Below are 20632 nucleotides of genomic sequence, written 5' to 3'. Positions count from 1 at the left end.
ATTGCTTGCACGCGAGAGCCGTGGATGCACCCGCGCGCCCGCGACGGCGGATCTTGCTCGATACGCTGGACGATTGCGAATGCAACAAGGAGAACGGGGATGTTCCAACGCAGAATGAGCACGAATCACGGCTTCCAGGCGACGATCAGAGCCCGCGACGGAAAGTCGGATGAGCTGATCCAGCTCCTCCTCAGCGGCACGCCGACGAGCAATCCGGACTGCGTTCTCTACCTCGTCTGCCGCTCCGTCGACGACCCGAGCGTGATCCACGTTATGGAGGGCTGGACGACGAGGGACGCCCACGCCGAGCACTTCGCGCGAGAGGAGACGAAGGCCCTGGTCGCCAAGATCGGCCCACTGCTCGTCGATGCCGCGCGATACCAGGACGTCGTGCCCGTCGGCGGGATCGTACGCGGATGACAGTTCTCGCGGACCGCTGCGAGCGCCGCGACGGAGCTGCAGCGCGACGCATGACGCCACGCGACCCGTATGGGTCGTCCACTTCCAACCACGTCCGAAACAGAGAATGAGTATGAAGACTGTACTGATCACGGGTTGCTCGTCTGGGTACGGGCTCGAGACGGCGCGCTACTTTCACGAGCGCGGCTGGCGGGTCATCGCGACGATGCGAACGCCACGCGAAGATCTCTTTCCGCGTTCGGAGCGTATGCGCGTCCTCGCGCTCGACGTGACGAGCTCCGCGAGCATCGCGAACGCGATCGACGCGAGTGGACCCCTCGACGCGCTCGTCAACAACGCCGGCATCGGCGTCGTCGGAGCGTTCGAGGCGACGCCGATGTCGCACGTCCGCAAGGTTTTCGAGACAAACACGTTCGGCGTGATGGCGATGACGCAAGCCGTCATCCCGCAGTTCCGCGCGCGCAAGTCGGGTGTGGTCGTGAACGTGACCTCCAGCGTGACGCTCACCCCGATGCCGCTGACGTCGGCCTACACCGCCAGCAAGATGGCAATCGAAGGTTTCACGGGGTCGCTGGCGCTGGAGCTTCAGGCATTCAACGTGCGCGCCAAGCTCGTTGAACCCGGATACGGCCCGTCCACGAATTTCGCTCAGAACACGGACATCCCGGTCGCGGACCTGATTCCCGCGGCCTACGCCGCGTTCGCCGAACCCATCTTCGCAGGCTTCGCGAATCCGCCCGCGGTGACCACTCCATCGGACGTGGCCGACGCGGTGTGGAGAGCCGCGAACGACGTTTCCAGTCAACTCCGCTTTCCGGCGGGCGCGGACGCTTTGGCGCTCGTCTAGCGATCGCAATCGAAAGAGACAACTCGACAAAGTGAGATACGAACCATGGAAAACCTGAATGCGGAACGTCGGCTCTTCATCAATGGCGCGTTGGTCGACGCGGAGGGGGGGCGAACCTACGACGTCATCAATCCCGCGACCGAAGAGATCGCGGGGGTCGTGGCCGCGGCTTCCTTGGCCGATGCCGATCGCGCGCTCGCTGCCGCTCGTCGCTGCTTCGACGAGTCGGATTGGTCGACCAACAAGGCACGGCGCATCCGAGCGCTGAGCCAGCTTCGTGATGGCCTCAAGACCGCGTCCGACGAGTGGCGGCGTCAGATCGTCGCCGAGAGCGGATGCCCGATCGCCTTCACGCACGGACCGATGCTCGACAGCTCGGTCGCGGATATCGATTACTCGCTCCGGCTCCTGGCCACCTATCCGTTCGAGCGCGAGCTCGAGGACCTGGGCTCGCCCATGGGCGGCGCCGCGCGCCGCCTGGTGTGCAAGGAGGCCGCTGGCGTGGTGGTGGCCATCACCCCTTGGAATGCGCCGGTGCAAACGAACCTGCAGAAGACCATTCCCGCGCTGGCGGCCGGCTGCACGGTCGTGCTCAAGGCCGCTCACGACACGCCGTGGGCGGCGACGATGCTGGGGCGCGTCGCCGCGCAGTGCCCGGACCTGCCGCCGGGGGCGTTCAACGTGCTGACGTCGTCGGCCGACGGATCGCTCGGCGCCATGCTCACCGCCGACCCTCGTGTGGACGTCGTCTCGTTCACGGGGTCGACGGCCACGGGACGTCGGGTCATGGAGAGCGCAGCGAAAACCATCAAGAGGACGCTGCTCGAGCTCGGCGGGAAGTCCGCGATGATCATCCTCGACGATGCGGATTTCTCTCGCGCCCTGATGGGCGCCAGCTTCGTGTGCGCGAATGCCGGCCAGGGCTGCGTGCTGAACACGCGGCTTCTCGTTCCGCGCTCGCGTTACGACGAGGCAATCACCATTCTGGAGTCGATCTATCGCAACGTGCCCTACGGCGACCCGACCGACATGAAGAACATCATGGGCCCGATGATCAACGCCGCACAGCGTGAGCGCGTTCTCGCCTATATCGAGAAGGGAAAGGCCGAAGGGGCGCGGCTCGTGGTGGGCGGGGGCAAGCCTCAGCGCTTCGCGAAAGGCTACTACGTCGAGCCCACTCTCTTCGCCGACGTCGAGAACACGATGACGATCGCGCAAGAAGAGATCTTCGGTCCCGTCCTCGTCGTCATCCCCTTCGAAGATGATGAAGACGCAATCCGGATCGCGAACGACTCGATCTACGGCCTTTCCGGGTCGGTGATCTCGGCCTCGCCCGAACGCGCCATGAAGGTTGCCCGCCGTATCCGCACGGGTTCCATGAACGTGAACGGGGCGTTCTTCTTCTCTCCCAACGCTCCCTTCGGCGGCTACAAGCAATCGGGCATTGGCCGCGAGATGGGGCTCGAAGGCTTCGAAGAGTATCTGGAGACGAAGACGATCGCGGTTCCGGTCGAGTTTCCGACGGCCACGATCGCCCACGCCTCGCCGTAACGGCTGCCGATCGGACGCCGCTCGCGTCGTCCGACGATTCGACGTTCGCGCCGTGTCCTTCGTCTCGTGCGCGTCGACGCTCGCGCTCCAACGCGAGCGCGTCAGCGTGCGAGTACGTCGGATCGCGCATGGCCGCTGCCCGACACCGCCGACCCCAACGAAGGAAGGGGACGTGTCGGAAGCGTCGGGCAGTGGCCGCGCGGCGCCCGCGTGACTTCGTGAGTCCGTCTGGCGGTCTCGTCGGAGTCACGCACGGCGATCGCACGCCTGCTCAGATGAACCGCAAGGAAACGACCGCAAGTACGAGGCGCACGATGCATACGGATGAGACTCGAATCGGTGCGGGAGTGGCTGCACCGCGACAATCGACACAGGCGACCCTCGGGCGTTGGCGTCCACTCGTCACGTTCCTGCCGATCGGCGTCGCCGTGGTGAGCGGCATTCACTATTACCTGTGGATGCGTCTCGTCCGCGACGTCGGCTTCCCGACCTCGATCGACCACGCGCTGACGGTGATGCTCGTCCTCGCCGCAGCAAGCGTTCCGACGGGCGTGGTCGCGAGCCGTCTGGTTTCGCCGCGTTGGTCCGTCTGGTGGCTCGCGCCTGTTTACGTCTGGATCGGGACTGCGTTTTATCTCCTGCTCGCCGCAGGCATCATCGACCTCTTACGCCTCGTGCTCGAGCTCGTGACGTTCGAACAACCGGAGATCGAGCGCATCGGTCCCGAGGCGGGCGCATTTCTCATCGCGACGTGCGGCGTCGGGGCCGCGACGTTGGCAGTGCTCGAAGCGCGCACGCTTCGTGTCGAGCATGTGGAAGTTCCTCTGTCGAAACTCCCGCGAGCGCTGGATGGGTTCCGAATCGCTCAAATCTCGGACGTCCATGTCGGTCCGATCGTCGGACGTAAATTCCTGGAGCGCGTCGTCTCGAAGGTGAACGACCTCGACGCGGACGTCGTGGTCATCACCGGCGATCTGGTCGACGGAAGCGTCGAGGACCTCGCACATGACGTCGCTCCGCTCGCCAGCCTCGCGTCGACGTTCGGCACGTTCTTCGTGACGGGAAATCACGAGTACCACGCAGGCGCGCCGGAATGGTGCGCACATCTTCCGACGCTCGGCGTCCGTGTTCTCCGCAATGAGCACGTCGTGCTCGACCGTGACGGGCATGGGTTGGACCTGGCGGGCATCGACGACTACGAGGCGACCCACTTCGACATCGGTCACGGTGCCAATCTCGCGAGAGCCACCGCAGGGCGTGACGCGAGACGGCCTCTGATCCTCCTCGCGCACCAACCCAAGGCAATCCACGAGGCCGTTCGATACGAGGTCGATCTCCAGCTATCCGGGCACACGCACGGGGGACAACTGTGGCCGCTGCGCTGGCTCTTGCGGCTGAGTGATCCATTCGTCGCTGGCCTCGGCAGGTTGGGCGACACGCGAGTCTACGTCAGCCGCGGGACTGGGCACTCGGGGCCTCCGATGCGTCTCGGGGCTCCTGCAGAGATCACGCACATCGTGCTGCGAGCCACCTGACGGACGGTGTTGGCAGGAAGGAGTCCGGGACTCGGCGAGCTCAGGGTGTTCGACGCGGAGACAACTCCGCCGCCAGGCGTGCCGCAAGCCGCGCGGGGAACCTGAGTAGTCTCATAGCGTTATCGCTTCTTTAGGCGAAAACTTTCCACCGCTTCGGCGACATTCAGCGCCACGCTATGCATGGCCCTGCGCAATTGCCGACCGAGATCCGAATCCCTTCGTTCGATCAGCTCCGCGAGCCCTGCTGCGTCCCCGGCCATGACCAAAACGACCTCGTAAATCCTCAGCATGACGAAACCCTCCGCCCGACGACCCTTTCGCCGGGACCCCCATCCCACACCGTCGCGCGCAGTCCTCTTCAAGGCTGCGCAGCACCGCCCGGAGCCGCCCGGAGCAGCACGCAGTGCTGCGAGGACGGCGAGGACGGCTTGGCCTTGAAGAGGCCGAGCACGACGGTACGCTCGCCGTCCCCGAGCGGGATCTCTGAATACCGCTCCCGCTGCCGCTTCCGCGCTTCCGCTCCCGCTTCCGCTCCCGCTTCCGCTTCCGCTCCCGCTTCCGCTCCCGCCTCCGCTTCCGCTTCCGCTCCCGCTTCCGCTCCCGCCTCCGCTTCCGCTCCCGCTTCCGCTCCCGCCTCCGCTCCCGCTCCCGCTCCCGCTCCCGCCTCCGCTCCCGCCCGTCGCGTATCTCCGCGCGGGCGGTAAGCGGCACGCACAGGACGAGGAGCACGCCGAGGAGGAAGAGCCGCTCACCGCAACGCATGCGAGCCAGGACACCGAAAGCGTGGACCCGGAGGCACGTTTCTACCGAACCACCTCACGACCCGCCGCGCGCCGATCCCGAAAGGTCGAACCGGCCGCCGACCCTTCCTCGCGAAAAAACGGCTCCGTTTTTTGTCGATCGACCCTTCCTTCACGAAACAACGGAACGCCCAACGGCGCCACGACCCCTCCTCGCCGGGCCGCGCCCTTCCTCGGCGCGCCGCGGACCGGTCGGAGCCGGTTCTCGGGCCCGTTGGTTCGCGGACGACCCTTCCGCGGCGGATTCAGGGGAGGTCTTCCGCGCGAAAGACGCGTCGTGGGGCGATGCAGGGAAACGTTGGTTCGGCGAGGAAGGGTCGAAGGCGAGATCGGACGTCCGAGTTCGGCCGGCGGTGGGTCGAACGCCTTATTTTTCGCCCGTTCCGGTGCCGCCGCGCTTCTTGCCGGCGCTCGCGTCGGGGATGATCTCGTGGATCTGCGCCTCGGTGAGGCCGAGGTTCTTCAGGTCGCGCTTGAAGTTCTTGAGGCGCGCGTGCGCGCCCCGCACGGCGGCGCGATACCCGGCCTCGGCGACGACGAGGGCCGCCTCGATGGGTCGATACGACTTCACCGCGGCTTCGTACGCCTCGCGCTTCGCCTCGATGGCCGCGGCCCAGGCATTCCGCTTGGCCTCGGGCCATTGCGGCGCGTCGGCGGCGACGATGCGGGCGCGGAGGACCTGCATGAGCAAAGGCTGCCCGAGCGGGTCGCCCGCGGTATACGTGCCAATCCCCTCGGGAAAGACCGCGTCCATGTGCGAGCTCTGCTTGGGCCGGCCGAGGGCATTCCACATCTCGTCGCGGATGTTGCCAATGAGGCCATCCGCGTCGTGATCGATGCCGGCCACGGCCGCCCACGCGAGGGACTCGGCCTTCTTCGCAGCCTCGTGAATCGCCTTCGCGTCATCGATCGCCGTGACGCCCGGCTGGAGCCGGAAGAAGGCCGCCTCGGCCACCTCGCCCCCGCGCGCAAGGGCGATCTCGTGCGCCGTATGAACATCCCCGTCGATGCGCTCGATGCTCGCCGTCGCGGCAATGACCTCTCCCATGAAGAATCCCTCCTGTTTGCAAAAGCCGTACGCGAGGGCACCGTGTCGCAAAAGTGGGAGCGGTGTCAAGGGGGAATTGTGGGCGTGGACGCGACCGCAGCCGACACGGCCGAGGGGACGACGAGAAGGAACGGGGGGGGTGAGACCTCGCGGAGCGTCAGCCGGCGGGCAGCGGGCGTGCGGAGGGATGGCCGTGCCCGCCGATCTTCGGCAGGCGGAACCAGAATCGGCTCCCGCGGCCGAGGACGCTGTCGACGCCGACGTTGCCGCCGTGGGCCTCCACCACTTCGCGGACGATCATGAGCCCGAGGCCCGTGCCCGCCATGCCGCTGTTTGCCCGCGCATAACGCTGAAACAGCTTCGGGATGTCATGCGACGGGATGCCGCTGCCCGTATCCTCGACCCCCGCCTCGATGTACGTCTCCGTCTCCGCGAGCGTGGCCGTGATCTTGCCGCCGCGCGGGGTGAACTTGATGGCATTCGAGAGGAGGTTGGCGACGACCTGCCCGAGCCGCCGGCGATCGGCCAGCACGACGGGCCGCGACAGGGGCCGCATCTCGAACGAGAGCTCGCCCGAGACGAGCAGCGGACGCAGGACGTCGGCCACGGAGTCGACGAGCGACACGAGGTCGATCTCTTCCTTCATGAGCTTGAAATGCCCGCCCTCGATGCTCGCGAGGTCGAGGAAATCGTTGATCATGCCCACGAGCATTCGGATCGAGCCCTGCATCTTGTGCAGGTCGACGACGGCCTCGCGCGGCAGGGGCCCGTGTTTGCCCAGCAGGATGAGCTCGGAGCGCATCAGCATCGCGCTGAGCGGCGAGCGCAGGTCGTGCGCGATGATCGAATAAAAATCCAGCCGTCGGACCTCGGCCATCCGCCGGGCGGTGACATTGCGCAGCGCCAGGATGGTCGAGCCGCCGCCGAGGTCGACGGGAAACACGCGGACCGTGGGCGCATAGACTTCGCCGTCGATGGTGATGTCCGGCAGCGCGAATGCCTCCACGCCGGTGGCGGCCGCGAAGAGCTCGACGGAGAGCTCCGGCAAGAGCTCGCAGATCGACTGGCCAAGGAGCCGCGCCGGCGCCCATCGACCAAGCGCCTTCTGCGCCTCCGGATTGGCATACGTGATCCGCTGCCCCTCCCCCAGGACAAGGAGTGCGTCCGGAACGTTCGCCAGCAAATGGCGTACGGTCGCCTCCGCCTTCTCGGCGCGGTCGAGCAACGTTATCGAGCGCACGAGCGCATCGACCCGGGCCTCGAGCTCGTTCGTCGCGTACGGCTTCGACAGATAATCGTTGGCGCCAGCCGATAGCCCCTCGACCACTTGCTCGGTCTGCTGTTGGGCAGTCAGCAACAGAATACCCATGCGAGCGTGCGCACGGTTCGAACGAACGAATCGACAAACCTCGATGCCAGAAACGCCGGGCATCACCCAATCGAGCACGATCACGTCCGGCGCTGAATGGCTCCCCAAAGCCTCCAGGACGGCCGTCCCGTCAGGAAAAACCTGAACCTCGTAATGATTTTCCAGTGCGCGGCGAGCTCGCTCGGCGTCGAGCGCGGAGTCATCGACAATCCAGGCGACCCGTCTCTGGGGAGCGTGGCTTGCAGCAGGCATGGTCATCGTTCGCTACACTGCGGCCTTCCCCCTGTCAAATGTGCAGCGGCCGAATTCTGCGTCGAGACGAACGCACGCGCGCTGCAATGCGTCGCGATTGTGGAAGTACAGCAAAAAGCTGTCGTTCATTGTGCATGGGCGTGCTTGACGGGCTCGGACGAGGGAGCTAATGGACCGGGTCCTCGGGGGGGTCGCGTGACGGAAATTCTCGTCGTCGATGACAGCAAAGTGATGCGCGAAATGATCGTCGCGTGTCTTCGCGTGGGAGAGGACTTCACGTTCACCCACGCCGCGAGTGGTCTCGAGGCCATCGAAAAGCTGGCGCTCAAGGCCTTCGATCTCGTCGTGCTCGACCTGAACATGCCCGACATCGGCGGTTTCGAGGTCATCGAGTTCATCCGGGGTCAGGACAAACTGCAACGCCTGCCCGTCCTCGTGGTGACCACACGTGGCGACGAGGGATCCCGCACGCGCGCCCTCGCCGCAGGCGCTTCGCAGTTCATGACGAAGCCTTTCACGCCCGATGCAATCCTGGCGAACGTGCAGTCGATGCTGCGCCTGGATGCGGCGGGGCTCCATGAGTAACGCGTTCCATGCGTAAGGCGTTCGACGCGAGCGAATTTCTGGCCGGTTATCTGGTCGAAGCCGAGGAGCACCTTTCGGCGTCGACGATGAACCTGCTCGCCGTCGAGACCTCTCTGCGCAAAGGCGAGAACAACCCGCGGGCCGTGCGCGAGCTTTTTCGCTCGCTCCACACCGTCAAGGGGCTCTCGGCAATGGTGGGGATCGAGCCCATCGTGGACATCGCCCACACGATGGAAACGGTCCTGCGAAAGGCCGATCGAGCGGCCGGGGCGCTCTCGGCGAAAGCCGTCGAGGCGCTGCTCGCGGGGCTGCGCGCCATTGGCGAGCGGGTGCGCGCGCTGTCGACGGGCGCACCCGTGGCGCCCGCGCCCCCGCAGCTCCTCGACGCGCTCGCAGCGCTGGAAATCACGAAGGACGAGGCGCCCGCCACGGTCGAGCTCGACCTCGATCCCGGTCTGCTCGCCAAGCTCTCGGCCGCAGAAAAAGCCCAGCTCCTCCAGGGCACGGAGAACGGGCGCCGCGCGCTGCGGGTCGATTTCGTGCCGTCGCCCGCACGCGCGGCCGAGGGGACGACCATCACGAGCGTGCGCGAGCGCATCGGCGCATTCGCGGAGATCGTGAAGGTCGTGCCGCTCTCGATCCCCACGAGCGAAACGGCGCCCGGGGGGCTCGCCTTCGCCCTCCTCGTCCTGACGGACGCGACCGACGAGGCGCTCGCGGCCGCAGCCGCGACCCAGCCGGAGCACGTCCAGGTGCTGCACACCCGGCGCGTCGACGCGGCCGACCCGCTCGCCGAGCCAGAGGCCGCCGAGGAGGACGTCGGCGAGGGGCGAAAACGCGGGATCGTGCGCGTCGACGTGGCGCGCCTCGACGACGCGCTCGAGCGGCTCTCGGCGCTCGTGATCACCCGCTTCCGCCTGGCGCGCGCCGTGGACGCGCTCGCCGCGCAAGGCGTGAACGTGGGCGAGCTCGGCGAGATCGTGAAGGGCTACGGCCGGCAGGTGCGTGATCTGCGCGGCGCGATCATGCGGGCCCGGATGGTGCCCGTGGCCGAGCTGCTCGACCGCGTGCCGCTCATCGTGCGAGGCCTGAGCCGCGCCACGAAGAAGCCGGTCCGTGTCGTGATCGACGCCGGCAAGGCCGAGCTCGACAAGGCGGTGGCGGATCGGGTCTTCCCGGCGATCGTGCACCTCATCCGCAACGCGGTCGACCACGCGATCGAGCCCCCATCCGAGCGGCGGCGCCTCGGCAAGCCGGAGGAGGGCCTCGTGCGGGTGACGTGCTTCGAGCGCTCCTCGAACCAGCTCGAGCTCGGCATCAGCGATGACGGGCGCGGCATCGACCGCGAGGCCGTCGCGCGCAGGGCGACACGCCCGGTGCCCGCGGACGACGCGGCGCTGCTCGATCTCATCACCCTGCCCGGCCTGACGACGCTCGACCAGGCGACGAAGACGAGCGGACGAGGGCTCGGGATGGACATCGTGAAGCGCGCGGTGGTCGAGCTCGGCGGCGAGCTGTCGCTGCGGACCACGCCCGGCGCCGGGACCACGTTCACGCTCTGCATCCCCCTCACGATCACCATCGTCGACGCCTTCTCGTTCGTCTGCGGCGAGCAGACCTTCGTGGCGCCTGTCGCGGCGATCGAGGAGGTCGTCGAGCTCGCGCCGGAGGCGCTCGTGCGCGGGCCTTCGCGGCATACGCGGTTCGGCGAGGTGCGGTTCATGGAACGGCGCGGGGAGATCGTGCCGCTCGTGAACCTCGCGTCCGTCTTTTCGCTCGCGTCCGGAGAGGAGCCGAAGGCGCTGGTCGTGCGGCGCAACGGAGCGCCCCTGGCGTTCGGGATCCAGCGGATGGTCGGGCAGCAGGAGGTCGTCATCCGGCCGCTCGAGGACCCGCTCGTCAAGGTGACCGGCGTCTCGGGCTCGACGGATCTCGGGGATGGCCGGCCGACGCTGGTGCTCGACCTGATTGCGCTGAGCGGGGCGCTTTCCCAGAACCGCACGGAGGTGCCCGTATGAGCGAGCTCTACGTGGTCTTCAAAGTCGACGAGGGGGAATACGTCCTCCAGGCCGCGGACGTGCTCCAGATGGAATCGTTCGGCGGCGCGACGAAGGTGCCGGGGACGCCGCCCTACGTCGCGGGGCTGATCCACATGCGGGGCCGCGTGGTGCCGGTCATCGACCTGCGACGGCGGTTCGGGCTTTCGAACATCGAACCGACCCTGGATTCACGGGTCATCGTGGTCCAGAGCGGCGAGCGCACGGTGGGGCTGCTCGTCGACAGCGCGCGGGAGATCATGAAGATCCCGCCGGAAGGGCTGCAAGCGCCGCCGGCGTGGATGGGGGGCGACGGCGCCGGTTTCGTGAAGAGCGTGGCCCACGTCGAGCGCAGGCCAGGCGAGAAGCGCCTCGTGATGCTGGTCAATTTCGAAAAAATCATCGGGCAGGAAGGCATTTATGGCGACGAACGGCACGGCTGAGATCGACCTGGCGCTCTCGAAAGCTGCGGAGGCCGAGCGGGAACTGCGCCGAACGGCGACGCAGGCGGACGCGATCGAGCAGGCCGCGTCGCGCCTCGCCGAGGGGAGCGAAGGGCGGGCGTCCACGGGCCAGGAGCTCCGCGCGTCCCTGGACGAGCTCGCCGACGAGGTCGAGGCGACCAGCATCGGCCTGCAAACGCTCGCGCGCGCGCAGCAGCGGATCCGCGAGGACGCGGGCGAGGTGCTCCGGGGCCTCGAATCCACGGCGAGCGGCCTCCAAGAGCTCGCGCCGAGCATCAACAGCGTCAAGAACGACACCGAAGCGCTCGCGTCCTCGGCGGAAGGGACGGCGGCCGGCACGGAAGAGATCGCCCGCTCCATCAAGGGGGTCGGTCAGAACGCCGAGGAGCTGGCGACCGCAAGCGAGGAGCTGCTCGCGACCACGGTCTCGAACACGAAGGACCTCACCGATCTCGCCGAGCGAGGCGAGTCGAACGCGGCTTCGATGGAGGAGATCGCGACGACGATCGAGCAGATGGCCAAGGGCATCGGGAGGCTCTCCACGGATGCCAAGGGCGTCGGCGAGCGGATCCTCGGCATGTCGACGGCCGTGACGAGCGCGGGCACGGCGCTCGAGCGCGTGACGCGTGACGCCACCGAGATGGCGGCCGCGGTCGAGGAGACGTCCGCCACGGCCGAGCAAATGGCGCGATCCATCAAGAGCGTCGCCGAGAGCGCGAAAGCCCTCGAGGAGGCAGCGGCGTCCAACGCAAGCACGGTGACCGAGATCGCGGCGTCGGTGGAGCAGGTCGCCGTGACGGCCGAAAGGAACGCCGCGGTGATCGAGGCGAACGCGACGGCCGCGGAGCAACTCGCGCGCTCGGCGCAGGCGATGGCGCAAGGCGCCAACCAGATCAACCAGCTCGCCGCGACGAGCGCCGCCGCCTCCGCGCAGGTCGAGACGTCGACGCGGCGGATCGTCGACATCGTCGACAATGCGCGGAAGACGGCCGACCAGAGCGTGGTGATCGCGCGCGAAGGGGCCGCCACGGTGGGCAAGTCCATCGCGGGCCTCGGGAGCATCCGGCAGGCGATGGTCGAGTCGGCGGGCGTGATGAAGGAGATGGGCCGCCGCGCCGAGGAGATCGGCGACATCGTGCAGACGATCAACATGATCGCGGACCGCACGAACCTCCTGTCGCTCAACGCCAGCATCGAGGCCGCCCGCGCCGGCGAGCACGGGCGTGGCTTCGCCGTCGTCGCCGAGGAGATCCGCGCCCTGTCCGATCGCGCGGCCGCGGCGAGCGCCGACATCGCGAAGATCGTCCGGGGCCTGCAGGGCACGGCGCGCGAGGCGGTCACGGCGTCCGTGGACAGCGTGAAGACCGCGGAGGAAGGCTCGCGCCTCGCCGCCGACGCCGAGCGCGCGCTCGGCACCATCCTCGAAGGGGTCGAGGGGCTCGGCCGGTCGGTCCGCGACGTCGAGCGGGCGAACGGCGAGCAGGTCCAGGCCGTCTCCTCGATGGCGCAGATCGCCGCGCGCGTGAACGACGAGGGCAAGGCGATCGCCCGCGCGGCCGCCGAGCAGACCAGCGCCATTCAGTCGCTCGCACAAGGCAGCAGCGAGATGCGCCGCATGGCACGGCAGACCAAGGAAGCGACGGGCGAGCAGGCCCGCAGCCTGCGCGACGTGGTCCGCGCCAACACGCTTCTCACGGCCAACACCGAAAAGGTCTCGCGCGCGATGGAGGAGCAGGCCGCCGCAGCGACGCAGCTCGCCAAGGCGGCGGTGCAAATGCGCTCGCTGACGCACCAGACGAGCACGGCGATGGGCGAGCAGACGCGGGCGCTCACCGGGGTGAGCGCGCTCGCGCAGGAGGTCACGAGCGCCGCGCAGCGGATGGTCGCAGGCCTCGCCGAGCAGGCGGCCGGCGCAGCCGAGGTGGCGCGCACGGTGGATGACGCGCGCAAGCAGGCCTTGCAGGTCGCCCGCGTCGTGGCCGAGCGTTCGCGCGCAGCCAAGCAGCTCGACGCGGCCTCGCGTCAGGTCGCCACGCTGGCGGCGGCGGTGAAGGCCGCGGCGGTCGAGCAGGCCAAGGCCGCCGCGGCGCTCGCGAAGGAAGGCGAGGCCGTGCGGCGTATCGCGAAGCAGGCCGCGCGCGCGGTGGCCGAGCAAGCGGAGACGGTCGCCCAGCTTGCCACGGCCGCGGCGAGGCAGACGACGACCATGCAGACGATCGCGAGCGGCTCCGCGGAGCAGACGGGCACCGTGGAGAAGCTCGCGAAGACCTTCGTCGACCTGCGCGGGCGCACGCGTGCCGTCGCCGGAGCGCTGCTCGTGCAGGCGCGGGATGCGATCGCCACGCGGGACGCGCTGGGCCACGTCGTCGGGCAAATGGCGCGCATCCGGGATGCGAGCACAGGGCATGCAGACACCGTGGCGAGCCTGTGGTCGGCGCTCTCCAGGCTGCGGGCGCCGAACGGGACCGCCGGAGGAGCGGCATCGGAGTCATGAGCACGTCTCCGGGGGGCTTCACGTTCTCGGAAGCGGAAAAGCAACGCATCGAGGCGATCCACGCGCTCGAGGCGGTGGGCGCGTCCAGCGTGCCGGCGCTCGTCGAGATGCTCGCCGACCCGAGCTGGACCGTCAGGCGCAAGGTGGTCGCCTCGCTCGCCGCGATGGGCGACGTCGCGGTGGAGCCGCTCTGCCTCGCCCTGCGCGAGCGACGCGACAACGAGGCGCGCATCGCGGCGACCGTCGACGCCCTCTCGGCCTCGACCGGGAGCGCCGACCCCGCGGTGCTCGGGCTCGCCAACGCCGACTCCCCCGCGGTCCTGGCGGACGCGGCGCAGATCCTCGGCCGTCGCAAGAGCACGGCCGCCCTGCGCAGGCTCTCCGAGCTTGTCTCGCATCCCGACGACAACGTGGCCGTCGCGGCGATCGAGGCGCTCGGGCGCATCGGGGGCAGGCGGGTGGTCGAGTCGCTCGTGCGGGTCGTGACAGGGGGCAACTTCTTCCGCACCTTCCCGGCCATCGACGTGCTCGGGCGCAGCGGCGATCCGCGCGCCGTGGAGCCGCTCGCCGATCTGCTGCTCGACATGCGGTACATGCTCGAAGCGGCGCGTGCGCTCGGCCGCACTGGCAACCGGGCCGCCGTCGCGCCGCTCGTGCGTCTGCTCGCGCGGCCCGGCGACGCGATCGTCCGCGCCGTGGCCCTCGCGCTCGCGGAGCTACGCGAGAGGCACGCGGAGCTCTACGGCGTGGTCGCGCCGATCGACGAGACGTTGCGCCGTTCGGTGTCCGTGCCGGCGACCGTGCGCCGGTTCGTCCAGGGCCTGCGCGGCGCGGGGCAGGCCGAGCAGATTGCGATCTGCGCGGCGCTTTCGGCGCTGGGGAGCGACGCCGCGATCCCGGATCTGCGGGCGATGCTCGATGGCCCGTCCGCCGTGGCGGCCGCGGCCGCCGCCGCGCTCCTCGAGCTGGGTCAGAGCTCGGATGCGCGCGTGCTCGATGCGCTGCGCGACGGCGACGGTCCTCGGCGGCTGCTCCTCCTGCCGCTCGTCACGAGCAGCGCCGCGATGGCGGAGGTGGTCCGCTGCCTTGGTGACGAGGCCCCCGAGGTGCGCGCCGCGGCGTGCGACACGCTCGCTCGAATCGGCGATCCTTCCGCGGTCCGCATGCTCTTTCCGCTCCTCGCGGACCCGAACGGCCGCGTCGTGCACGCGGCGAGCTCGGCGATCCAGTCGCTCGGCAGCGCGGACACCGAGGCGCTCGCGCTGGAGGCCGCTCGAAGCGAGCACCCCGGCGTCCGCCGGGCAGCGTTGCGCATCCTCGGTTATTTCGGTTATGACGCTGCATTGCCGGTGTTCCTCGACGCGCTGACCGATGCGGATGCGCGTGTTCGGGAGGTTGCCATCGCTGGGCTGCCCTACCTCGACGCGCCCTCGGCCCTCGACGCCCTGTTTGCGCTGGCGAGCGGGCCCGACGCGCGGGCGCGCGCCGCGGCCGTGCGCGCCCTGGGGCAATCGACCGCCACGCCTCGTGTCGTCGCTTGCCTCATGGACGCGCTCGGGGATGCGGATGCCTGGGTCCGCTACTTCGCGTGCAAGTCGCTCGGGCGGCTCGGGAACGAGGCGTCGGCCCCACGGATCGCCGCGCTGCTCGACGACGAGGCCGGGCACGTGCGGGTGGGGGCGGTCGAGGCGCTCGCGCACCTGCGGGGCGAGGTCGCCGTCACTGCGCTGCAGAAGGCCGCCGAGGAGCGGGATCCGGACGTGCAGCGCGCGGCCCTCATCGGCCTCGGCCTCACGGGGCGGCCGGAGTTGATCCCGCACCTCCTGGCCGGGCTGGCCTCGCCCGACGCCGCGACCCGGATCGTGGCCGTCTCGGCGATCGCAGGCCTGCCTTCGCCCGAGGTCCTGCCCGCGCTCGTGCGGGCGGCGGGGGACGGCGACGAGAGCGTCGCCGCGACGGCCATGGGCATCCTCGCGCAGCGGCCCGGGGTCGAGGCCACACGTGCGCTCGTCGGCCTCTACGCCGCGAACCCGGCGATGACGCGCGCCTTCACCGCGCTCTGCGCGCCCTTGCCGGGCCGGATCGAGGGCATCCTCGATGCGCTCGTGACGGCGGACGACGAGCTCTCGGCGCAGCTCGCCTCGGCGCTGGCGCGGATGCGCCGCGAGAGCGCGAACGAGGCGCTCTTGGCGGCGCTCGGCCTCCCGAACCCGGCGGCTCGCAAGGCGGCTGCGACCACGCTCGCTGCGCTCGGCACGTGGCAGGCCCACGCTGCGCTCGAACAGGCGGCGCGCGTGGATCCGGATCCCGAGGTCCGACGGGTGTGCTCCCTCGTCGTGGCGCAATGGGCCGCATGAACGGCTTGCCGATGTCCCCCCAGGTCTTCGCCATCCTCGGCGCGTTGATCGAGGAAAAGCTCGGCATCCATTATGGGCCGCTCGACAAGGATCTGCTCGGCGACAAGGTCGCGCTGCGCGCCGTCGAGGCGGGCTTCGATTCGCTCCTCGATTACTACTACTATCTGCGTTACGACCCCGCCGGTCCGGCCGAGCTCGACGCGCTGGCCGACGTCCTCGTCGTCGGCGAGACCTATCTCTTCCGCGAGCTCGATCAGCTCGAGGCCCTCGTGCGTGACGTGCTGGTGCCCCTCGTCGAGGCCGGCAGCCCGCGCAGGCCGCGTATCTGGTCGGCCGCGTGTGCGACCGGGGAGGAGCCGTACAGCATTGCCATGTGTCTCGCCGATCGTGGCCTGCTCGATCGGGTGGAGATCGTGGCGAGCGACCTGAGCACGCGCTCTCTCGCGGCGGCGCGCGCGGGTGATTACGGGCCCCGGGCGCTGCGCAGCCAGGTGAAGGTCCCGCCCTTCGCCTGGCGCTTCCTGCAGAAGAACGGCGAGCGCATCGTGGTGAGCGAGGAAATCCGCAGAACCGTCGATTTCCGGCGCATCAATTTGCTCGACAGTGATTCCATCGGAAAACTCGGTTTTTTCGATGTCATCGTTTGTCGCAATGTGCTCATTTACTTCCAGGACTCGACAGCACGACGCGTGATCGACATGCTCACGGGGGCCCTCGTGCCCAGCGGCACCCTGCTCGTGGGGGTGTCAGAGTCGCTCTTGCGGCTCGGCACCGCGCTCCGATGCGAGGAGCGGGGCGGGGCCTTCGTCTACCGAAAGGCGGGCTGAGAGCGCACGCATGGAACGGCCAATCCGGGTGCTCGTCGTCGATGATTCGGCTTTCGCGCGCAAGGTTTTGCGGGAGGTCCTGAGCAAGCAGCCGGGCCTCGAGGTGGTCGATATCGCGCGGGACGGCCTCGACGCGCTCGAAAAGATCGCCGAGCACCGGCCCGACGTCGTCGTCCTCGATCTCGTGATGCCGAACCTCGACGGCATCGGCGTCTTACGCGCGCTCCCCACGACAGGCGCGCCCGCGGTCGTGGCGGTCAGCATCTCGGACGCGCAGAGCGAGCTTGGCCAAAAGGCGCTCGCGTACGGGGCGGTCGACCTCGTCCAGAAGCCCACCTCGCTCGCGACCGATCGGCTGTACGAGGTCTCGAACGAGCTCGTGGTCCGGGTCCTCGCGGCGGCCGCTCTCCGGCGGGGCGCGGAGCATCCGCGCGAAACGCCGGCCGCGCGGCCCATCCACAGGACGAGCCTCGTCGTCGTCGGGGCCTCCACGGGCGGCCCGCAGGCGCTCACGCGCCTGTTCACCTCGTTGCCGCGTGATTTTCCGGTCCCCGTCGTCGCGGCCCTGCATATCCCGCCGGGATATACGGCGGCCCTCGCCCGTCGAATCAACGAAGCGAGCGCGGTCTCGGTCCAGGAAGCTCTCGACGACCAGGAGCTCGCTCCCGGCCTCGTGGTTCTGGCGCGTGGAGGAACGAACCTGCGGGTCGAGCGCCGGGCGGAGCGCCCCTACGCGCGCCTCGAAACGGGCTACGTCGGGGGGTTACACCGCCCCTCGGTGGATCTCCTTTTCCGCAGCGCCGCCGAGGGATTCGGGGCCGGCGTGCTGGGCGTCGTGCTGACGGGAATGGGCGACGACGGCCTCGAAGGCGCGCGCGCCATTCACGCGGCCGGCGGGAGGCTCCTCGTCGAAGCGGAATCGTCTTGTGTGGTCTACGGCATGCCGCGGTGTGTTCGCGAGGCGGGCCTCGCGCTGGGAGAGGCGCCGATCGACAAGATGGGCGACCTGCTCGTGTGGCACGCTGCCTGAGCCCGCGCGTTCGGCTTGCTTGACATGCGACCGCGACCGCCGTCTCATCGGACGACGAGCCTGCGCTTTGATGACCTCGTTCAAATATCCCCGAGACATGATCGCGCCGCTGAAGGCGCGCTGGTACGAATGGGCGCGACAAGAAAGCGAGCCTCCGGCGCTCCCGAGCGACGACAAGCTCGCGCTCCTGCTCGAAGTCGCATACCACGCGAGCTACACGGCGGACGAGCGCCGCGGCACCCAGTTCCGCGCCGTCGTTTGCAGCCCCGACCTGCGCGAAACGGAGATCGATCACCCCCTCCGGATCGACCCGCCGAGGATCTTCACGCCGCATGAAATCATGCGCCTCGCGCCGGCCGCGGACGCGGCCAAGGTCATGCTGACCGTCGATCCACGCGGGGAGGAGCCGCTCATCTGGGGATTCTGCAATGGCGCGGACATGCAGCTCACCGTCTCCGTGATGGCGCCCGGGAAGCTCTCCGTGGGGCGCAACATGCGCAGCCTCGTGGCCCTGGAAGACGGGCGCATCTTCGAGGAGGGCGAGCGGCTCGGCGTCTTTCAATCCGTGATCGAGGCGCTCGCCGAGGCGACCGACGCGTTATGGGACGGCGTCAACTGGCGCGGGAGAACCTGGTCTCCCCAGGTGAATTACCCGGCGCACCTGCACGATATCCTCTCGACGATCCGCAAACTCGGGCACGGGGGCACGGTCCTCGTCATCCCCGATCGTGAATGCAAGTCCCTCTCCTGGCGACAGCTCGTCAAAATCAAATATCAGTGCCAGGATGATTCGGTCTGGCCGCTCCTGCGAAAATCAGTCTTCCAGTTCGACGAGGATTCCCCAGGCCGAGGCGCCATGGAGTTCCAGTATGCGGAGGACAAGGCGCGCCGCCTGCTCGAACGGCTGCCCGGCCTCACGGCGGTGGACGGAGCGCTGCTCCTCACGGACCGATATCGAGTGCTCGGATTCGGCGTCGAGGTGCTCGCGCAGACCGAGCTCGAAACGATCTTCCTGCCGGACGGCACGTCCCGGAGCGTCGAGGCCTACGGCACGCGGCATCGATCCGCGTTCCGCTTCTGCGCGGCGTACCCTCGCGGAGCGGCTTTTGTTTGCTCGCAGGATGGCTCGATCAAATGCGTGCGCAATCGGGATGGAAGGGTCACGTTGTACGAGTGAGGGAGGTACGTCATGCGAAGAGGATTCTTGTTCTCGCTGTTCGTGCTGGTCGCCGGCTGCGCGGAAGGCCCGGGGGCTCCGCAGCAGCAAAATGAAGCTTTCCAGCCCGGACTTCAGTACGCCGGAGCGATCGCCACCGGAAACGCGGGGGCGCCGGGCATCGAGCTCTCGGCCCCGCTCTTCCCCGACGCGCGTGTCTTTCAGATGTTCCAGGATGCGAGCGTGTATCCCGCGCTCTCCGAGGCCGAGCGCGCCGCGCTCCTCGACGACGTGTACACCTTCGAGGAGCTCGTGCCGCTCTGCGCGCCCACGCACCCGGCCATCAAGCAGCAGGTCCCGGGCGGGCCGCCCCTCACGCAGGCCGAAATCGCCGCCAATTACGACGAAGTGGCGCGCTGCGCGTACGAAGATTACGGCGCCAAACCTTATTGGGTCCCGCAGCACGTCGATGACGTCGACGTGTGCGCAGCGAAGCTCGGCGCAGACTGGCGCATGCCCACCGAGGCCGACGTCAGCGCGTTCGAGGAGAGCGACTTCGCGTTCTTCGAGGCGACGCTCGCGGCCCAGCAGGGCCAGGATTCGTTCCCGCTCCACTTCTATTATTCGCTCGACGTCTACGTGCGCGCCGACGACGGCGCGCTCGCGCTGGGGAACCTCGCGCCGGAGACGGACCACGTCGTGCCGCTCCCCGTCTCCGGCGCCGCGATGAACGAGCTTTACCTCGGGAATGGTCAACCCATCGGCCTACGCTGCCTCCGGGTCGAAAGCCCTGCGCCTTGAGGTCACGCACCGCATTCGGCTCTCCCACATCCGTACGCTCGTCCGCCCCGTCGCACGTCTAGCACGAAATCCTTTCACGCACCGGCGAGCGAACTCGTGGCGTCCGCCGGCGGGGTACGTGGCTCGCGCCCCGAGGTGCTATGCTCGCGGGGAGGGTCGAAGAAATGGCCGCGCCGGACATCCTGCTCATCGGACACGTCGCCCGGGATCTGCTCAGCACCGATCCGAACGACGGCTACCGTCTCGGCGGCACGGTGAGTTTTGCCGCCGTCACGTCCGTGAGGCTCGGGCGTAGACCCACGATCGTCACCGCGGCGGCGCCGGGCCTCGACGTCTCCGAGCTGCCGCGCGAGGTCGAGCTCCACGTCCTCCCCTCGGAGGCCACGACCACCTTCGTCAATACCTATACCGAGGCGGGCCGCATCCAGCATTGCAGCATGCGCGCGCGCCCGATCACCGCCGCTGATATCGATCCCTCGTTGCGCCGACCGCGGGCCGCGCTACTCGGGCCCATTGCCGACGAGATCACCCCCGACGTGGCCCACGTCCTCGCCGAGGAAACGCTGGTCGTGGCCACGCCCCAGGGATGGATGCGGCGCTTCGACGAAAGTGGACGCGTCCATGGCAAACCATGGGAGAGCGCGCCCGAGATTCTCCCGCACGTGGATGCCGTCGTGCTCTCGCTCGAAGACATCAACGCGGATCTCCGCCGCCTCGACCCGATCGTCGCGCAGGTGCCCCTCGTGGTCGTCACCGAATACCGGGACGGGAGCACGCTGTACCGACGCCGCGACGACGGGTCGATCTCCGTGACGCGAATCCCGCCCCGCCCAGCCCGGGAGATCGACCCCACCGGCGCCGGAGACGTCTTCGCGACGGCCTTCATGATTCGTTTCCAGGAGACCGGTGATCCGGTGGAAGCGGCGCGCTTCGCCAATGTCACCGCCTCGTTCGGCGTCGAGGCCGTCGGGGTGGCCGGAATTCCGAGCCGCGACGTGGTGCTCGCGTATATGCAGGAGAACCCCTTTCGCGGCGGCGCGCACGGGTGACGTGTGGCAAG

The 20632-nt window shown here is 68.7% G+C and carries 17 protein-coding genes; 14 read left to right on the top strand and 3 right to left on the bottom strand.

Going from position 1 to position 20632, the window contains the following annotated elements; genetic code table 11:
- The first annotated feature begins 114 nt into the window (after positions 1-114).
- The 4 genes from POL67_RS09850 (at position 115) to POL67_RS09835 (ending at position 4353) form a co-directional block, all read left to right on the top strand.
- On the top strand, positions 115-420 hold the full coding sequence (locus POL67_RS09850) for a putative quinol monooxygenase (RefSeq protein ID WP_271916974.1): 306 nt from the start codon (positions 115-117) through the stop codon (positions 418-420).
- Between the two features lie 112 nt (positions 421-532).
- Positions 533-1267: an SDR family oxidoreductase gene (locus tag POL67_RS09845; RefSeq protein ID WP_271916973.1), complete on the top strand. Its 735-nt coding sequence runs from the start codon at positions 533-535 to the stop codon at positions 1265-1267.
- 45 nt (positions 1268-1312) lie between these two features.
- Positions 1313-2818: an aldehyde dehydrogenase family protein gene (locus POL67_RS09840; RefSeq protein ID WP_271916972.1), complete on the top strand. Its 1506-nt coding sequence runs from the start codon at positions 1313-1315 to the stop codon at positions 2816-2818.
- A 347-nt stretch (positions 2819-3165) separates the two neighbouring features.
- On the top strand, positions 3166-4353 hold the full coding sequence (locus POL67_RS09835) for a metallophosphoesterase (RefSeq protein WP_271916971.1): 1188 nt from the start codon (positions 3166-3168) through the stop codon (positions 4351-4353).
- Positions 4354-4472: 119 nt separating this feature from the next.
- On the opposite strand, the gene POL67_RS09830 is transcribed toward POL67_RS09835, so the two are convergent.
- From POL67_RS09830 to POL67_RS09820, 3 genes are all read right to left on the bottom strand, one after another.
- Complete coding sequence (locus POL67_RS09830) at positions 4473-4643, bottom strand: hypothetical protein (protein WP_271916970.1); 171 nt, start codon at positions 4641-4643, stop codon at positions 4473-4475.
- Between the two features lie 877 nt (positions 4644-5520).
- Positions 5521-6201, bottom strand: coding sequence for a hypothetical protein (locus POL67_RS09825; protein WP_271916969.1), 681 nt, complete (start codon positions 6199-6201; stop codon positions 5521-5523).
- 157 nt (positions 6202-6358) lie between these two features.
- A complete protein-coding gene (locus tag POL67_RS09820; protein ID WP_271916968.1) occupies positions 6359-7822 on the bottom strand; it encodes an ATP-binding response regulator in 1464 nt (487 codons plus the stop codon).
- Positions 7823-8017: 195 nt separating this feature from the next.
- Between POL67_RS09820 and POL67_RS53510 the strand changes: the two genes are divergently transcribed.
- The 10 genes from POL67_RS53510 to POL67_RS09770 all read left to right on the top strand — a co-directional run bounded on the left by POL67_RS53510 (position 8018) and on the right by POL67_RS09770 (position 20621).
- On the top strand, positions 8018-8407 hold the full coding sequence (locus tag POL67_RS53510) for a response regulator (protein ID WP_271916967.1): 390 nt from the start codon (positions 8018-8020) through the stop codon (positions 8405-8407).
- 8 nt (positions 8408-8415) lie between these two features.
- On the top strand, positions 8416-10425 hold the full coding sequence (locus POL67_RS09810) for a chemotaxis protein CheA (RefSeq protein ID WP_271916966.1): 2010 nt from the start codon (positions 8416-8418) through the stop codon (positions 10423-10425).
- A complete protein-coding gene (locus POL67_RS09805) occupies positions 10422-10886 on the top strand; it encodes a chemotaxis protein CheW (RefSeq protein ID WP_271916965.1) in 465 nt (154 codons plus the stop codon). Before POL67_RS09810 ends, POL67_RS09805 begins: the two co-directional genes overlap by 4 nt.
- Complete coding sequence (locus POL67_RS09800) at positions 10864-13401, top strand: methyl-accepting chemotaxis protein (RefSeq protein ID WP_271916964.1); 2538 nt, start codon at positions 10864-10866, stop codon at positions 13399-13401. The genes POL67_RS09805 and POL67_RS09800 overlap by 23 nt, the downstream gene beginning before the upstream one ends.
- Positions 13398-15758 (top strand): HEAT repeat domain-containing protein, encoded by a 2361-nt coding sequence (locus tag POL67_RS09795; protein ID WP_271916963.1) that lies wholly within the window; start codon positions 13398-13400, stop codon positions 15756-15758. The genes POL67_RS09800 and POL67_RS09795 overlap by 4 nt, the downstream gene beginning before the upstream one ends.
- Positions 15755-16585 carry a CheR family methyltransferase gene (locus POL67_RS09790; RefSeq protein ID WP_271916962.1) on the top strand — a complete coding sequence of 277 codons (831 nt, stop codon included), beginning with the start codon at positions 15755-15757 and terminating at the stop codon, positions 16583-16585. Before POL67_RS09795 ends, POL67_RS09790 begins: the two co-directional genes overlap by 4 nt.
- Positions 16586-16595: 10 nt before the next feature.
- Complete coding sequence (gene cheB / locus POL67_RS09785; protein ID WP_271916961.1) at positions 16596-17615, top strand: chemotaxis-specific protein-glutamate methyltransferase CheB; 1020 nt, start codon at positions 16596-16598, stop codon at positions 17613-17615.
- 97 nt (positions 17616-17712) lie between these two features.
- Positions 17713-18792: a putative sensor domain DACNV-containing protein gene (locus POL67_RS09780; RefSeq protein WP_271916960.1), complete on the top strand. Its 1080-nt coding sequence runs from the start codon at positions 17713-17715 to the stop codon at positions 18790-18792.
- 12 nt (positions 18793-18804) lie between these two features.
- Positions 18805-19572 carry a hypothetical protein gene (locus POL67_RS09775; RefSeq protein ID WP_271916959.1) on the top strand — a complete coding sequence of 256 codons (768 nt, stop codon included), beginning with the start codon at positions 18805-18807 and terminating at the stop codon, positions 19570-19572.
- Between the two features lie 164 nt (positions 19573-19736).
- Positions 19737-20621, top strand: coding sequence for a PfkB family carbohydrate kinase (locus tag POL67_RS09770; RefSeq protein WP_271916958.1), 885 nt, complete (start codon positions 19737-19739; stop codon positions 20619-20621).
- Positions 20622-20632: the final 11 nt, after the last annotated feature.

The organism is Polyangium mundeleinium (assembly GCF_028369105.1).
Lineage (GTDB): Bacteria > Myxococcota_A > Polyangia > Polyangiales > Polyangiaceae > Polyangium > Polyangium mundeleinium.
Note: the sequence above shows the minus strand (reverse complement) of the source record. Positions and strands in the feature narration are given on the sequence as shown.

Excerpts from the sequence above, each read along its gene's own strand:
- POL67_RS09850 (WP_271916974.1), top strand. The coding sequence starts at position 115 with ATGAGCACGAATCACGGCTTCCAGGCGACGATCAGAGCCCGCGACGGA.
- POL67_RS09845 (WP_271916973.1), top strand. The coding sequence starts at position 533 with ATGAAGACTGTACTGATCACGGGTTGCTCGTCTGGGTACGGGCTCGAG.
- POL67_RS09840 (WP_271916972.1), top strand. The coding sequence starts at position 1,313 with ATGGAAAACCTGAATGCGGAACGTCGGCTCTTCATCAATGGCGCGTTG.
- POL67_RS09830 (WP_271916970.1), bottom strand. The coding sequence starts at position 4,643 with ATGCTGAGGATTTACGAGGTCGTTTTGGTCATGGCCGGGGACGCAGCA.
- POL67_RS09825 (WP_271916969.1), bottom strand. The coding sequence starts at position 6,201 with ATGGGAGAGGTCATTGCCGCGACGGCGAGCATCGAGCGCATCGACGGG.
- POL67_RS09820 (WP_271916968.1), bottom strand. The coding sequence starts at position 7,822 with ATGCCTGCTGCAAGCCACGCTCCCCAGAGACGGGTCGCCTGGATTGTC.
- POL67_RS09810 (WP_271916966.1), top strand. The coding sequence starts at position 8,416 with ATGCGTAAGGCGTTCGACGCGAGCGAATTTCTGGCCGGTTATCTGGTC.
- POL67_RS09805 (WP_271916965.1), top strand. The coding sequence starts at position 10,422 with ATGAGCGAGCTCTACGTGGTCTTCAAAGTCGACGAGGGGGAATACGTC.
- POL67_RS09800 (WP_271916964.1), top strand. The coding sequence starts at position 10,864 with ATGGCGACGAACGGCACGGCTGAGATCGACCTGGCGCTCTCGAAAGCT.
- POL67_RS09795 (WP_271916963.1), top strand. The coding sequence starts at position 13,398 with ATGAGCACGTCTCCGGGGGGCTTCACGTTCTCGGAAGCGGAAAAGCAA.
- POL67_RS09790 (WP_271916962.1), top strand. The coding sequence starts at position 15,755 with ATGAACGGCTTGCCGATGTCCCCCCAGGTCTTCGCCATCCTCGGCGCG.
- cheB (WP_271916961.1), top strand. The coding sequence starts at position 16,596 with ATGGAACGGCCAATCCGGGTGCTCGTCGTCGATGATTCGGCTTTCGCG.
- POL67_RS09780 (WP_271916960.1), top strand. The coding sequence starts at position 17,713 with ATGATCGCGCCGCTGAAGGCGCGCTGGTACGAATGGGCGCGACAAGAA.
- POL67_RS09775 (WP_271916959.1), top strand. The coding sequence starts at position 18,805 with ATGCGAAGAGGATTCTTGTTCTCGCTGTTCGTGCTGGTCGCCGGCTGC.
- POL67_RS09770 (WP_271916958.1), top strand. The coding sequence starts at position 19,737 with ATGGCCGCGCCGGACATCCTGCTCATCGGACACGTCGCCCGGGATCTG.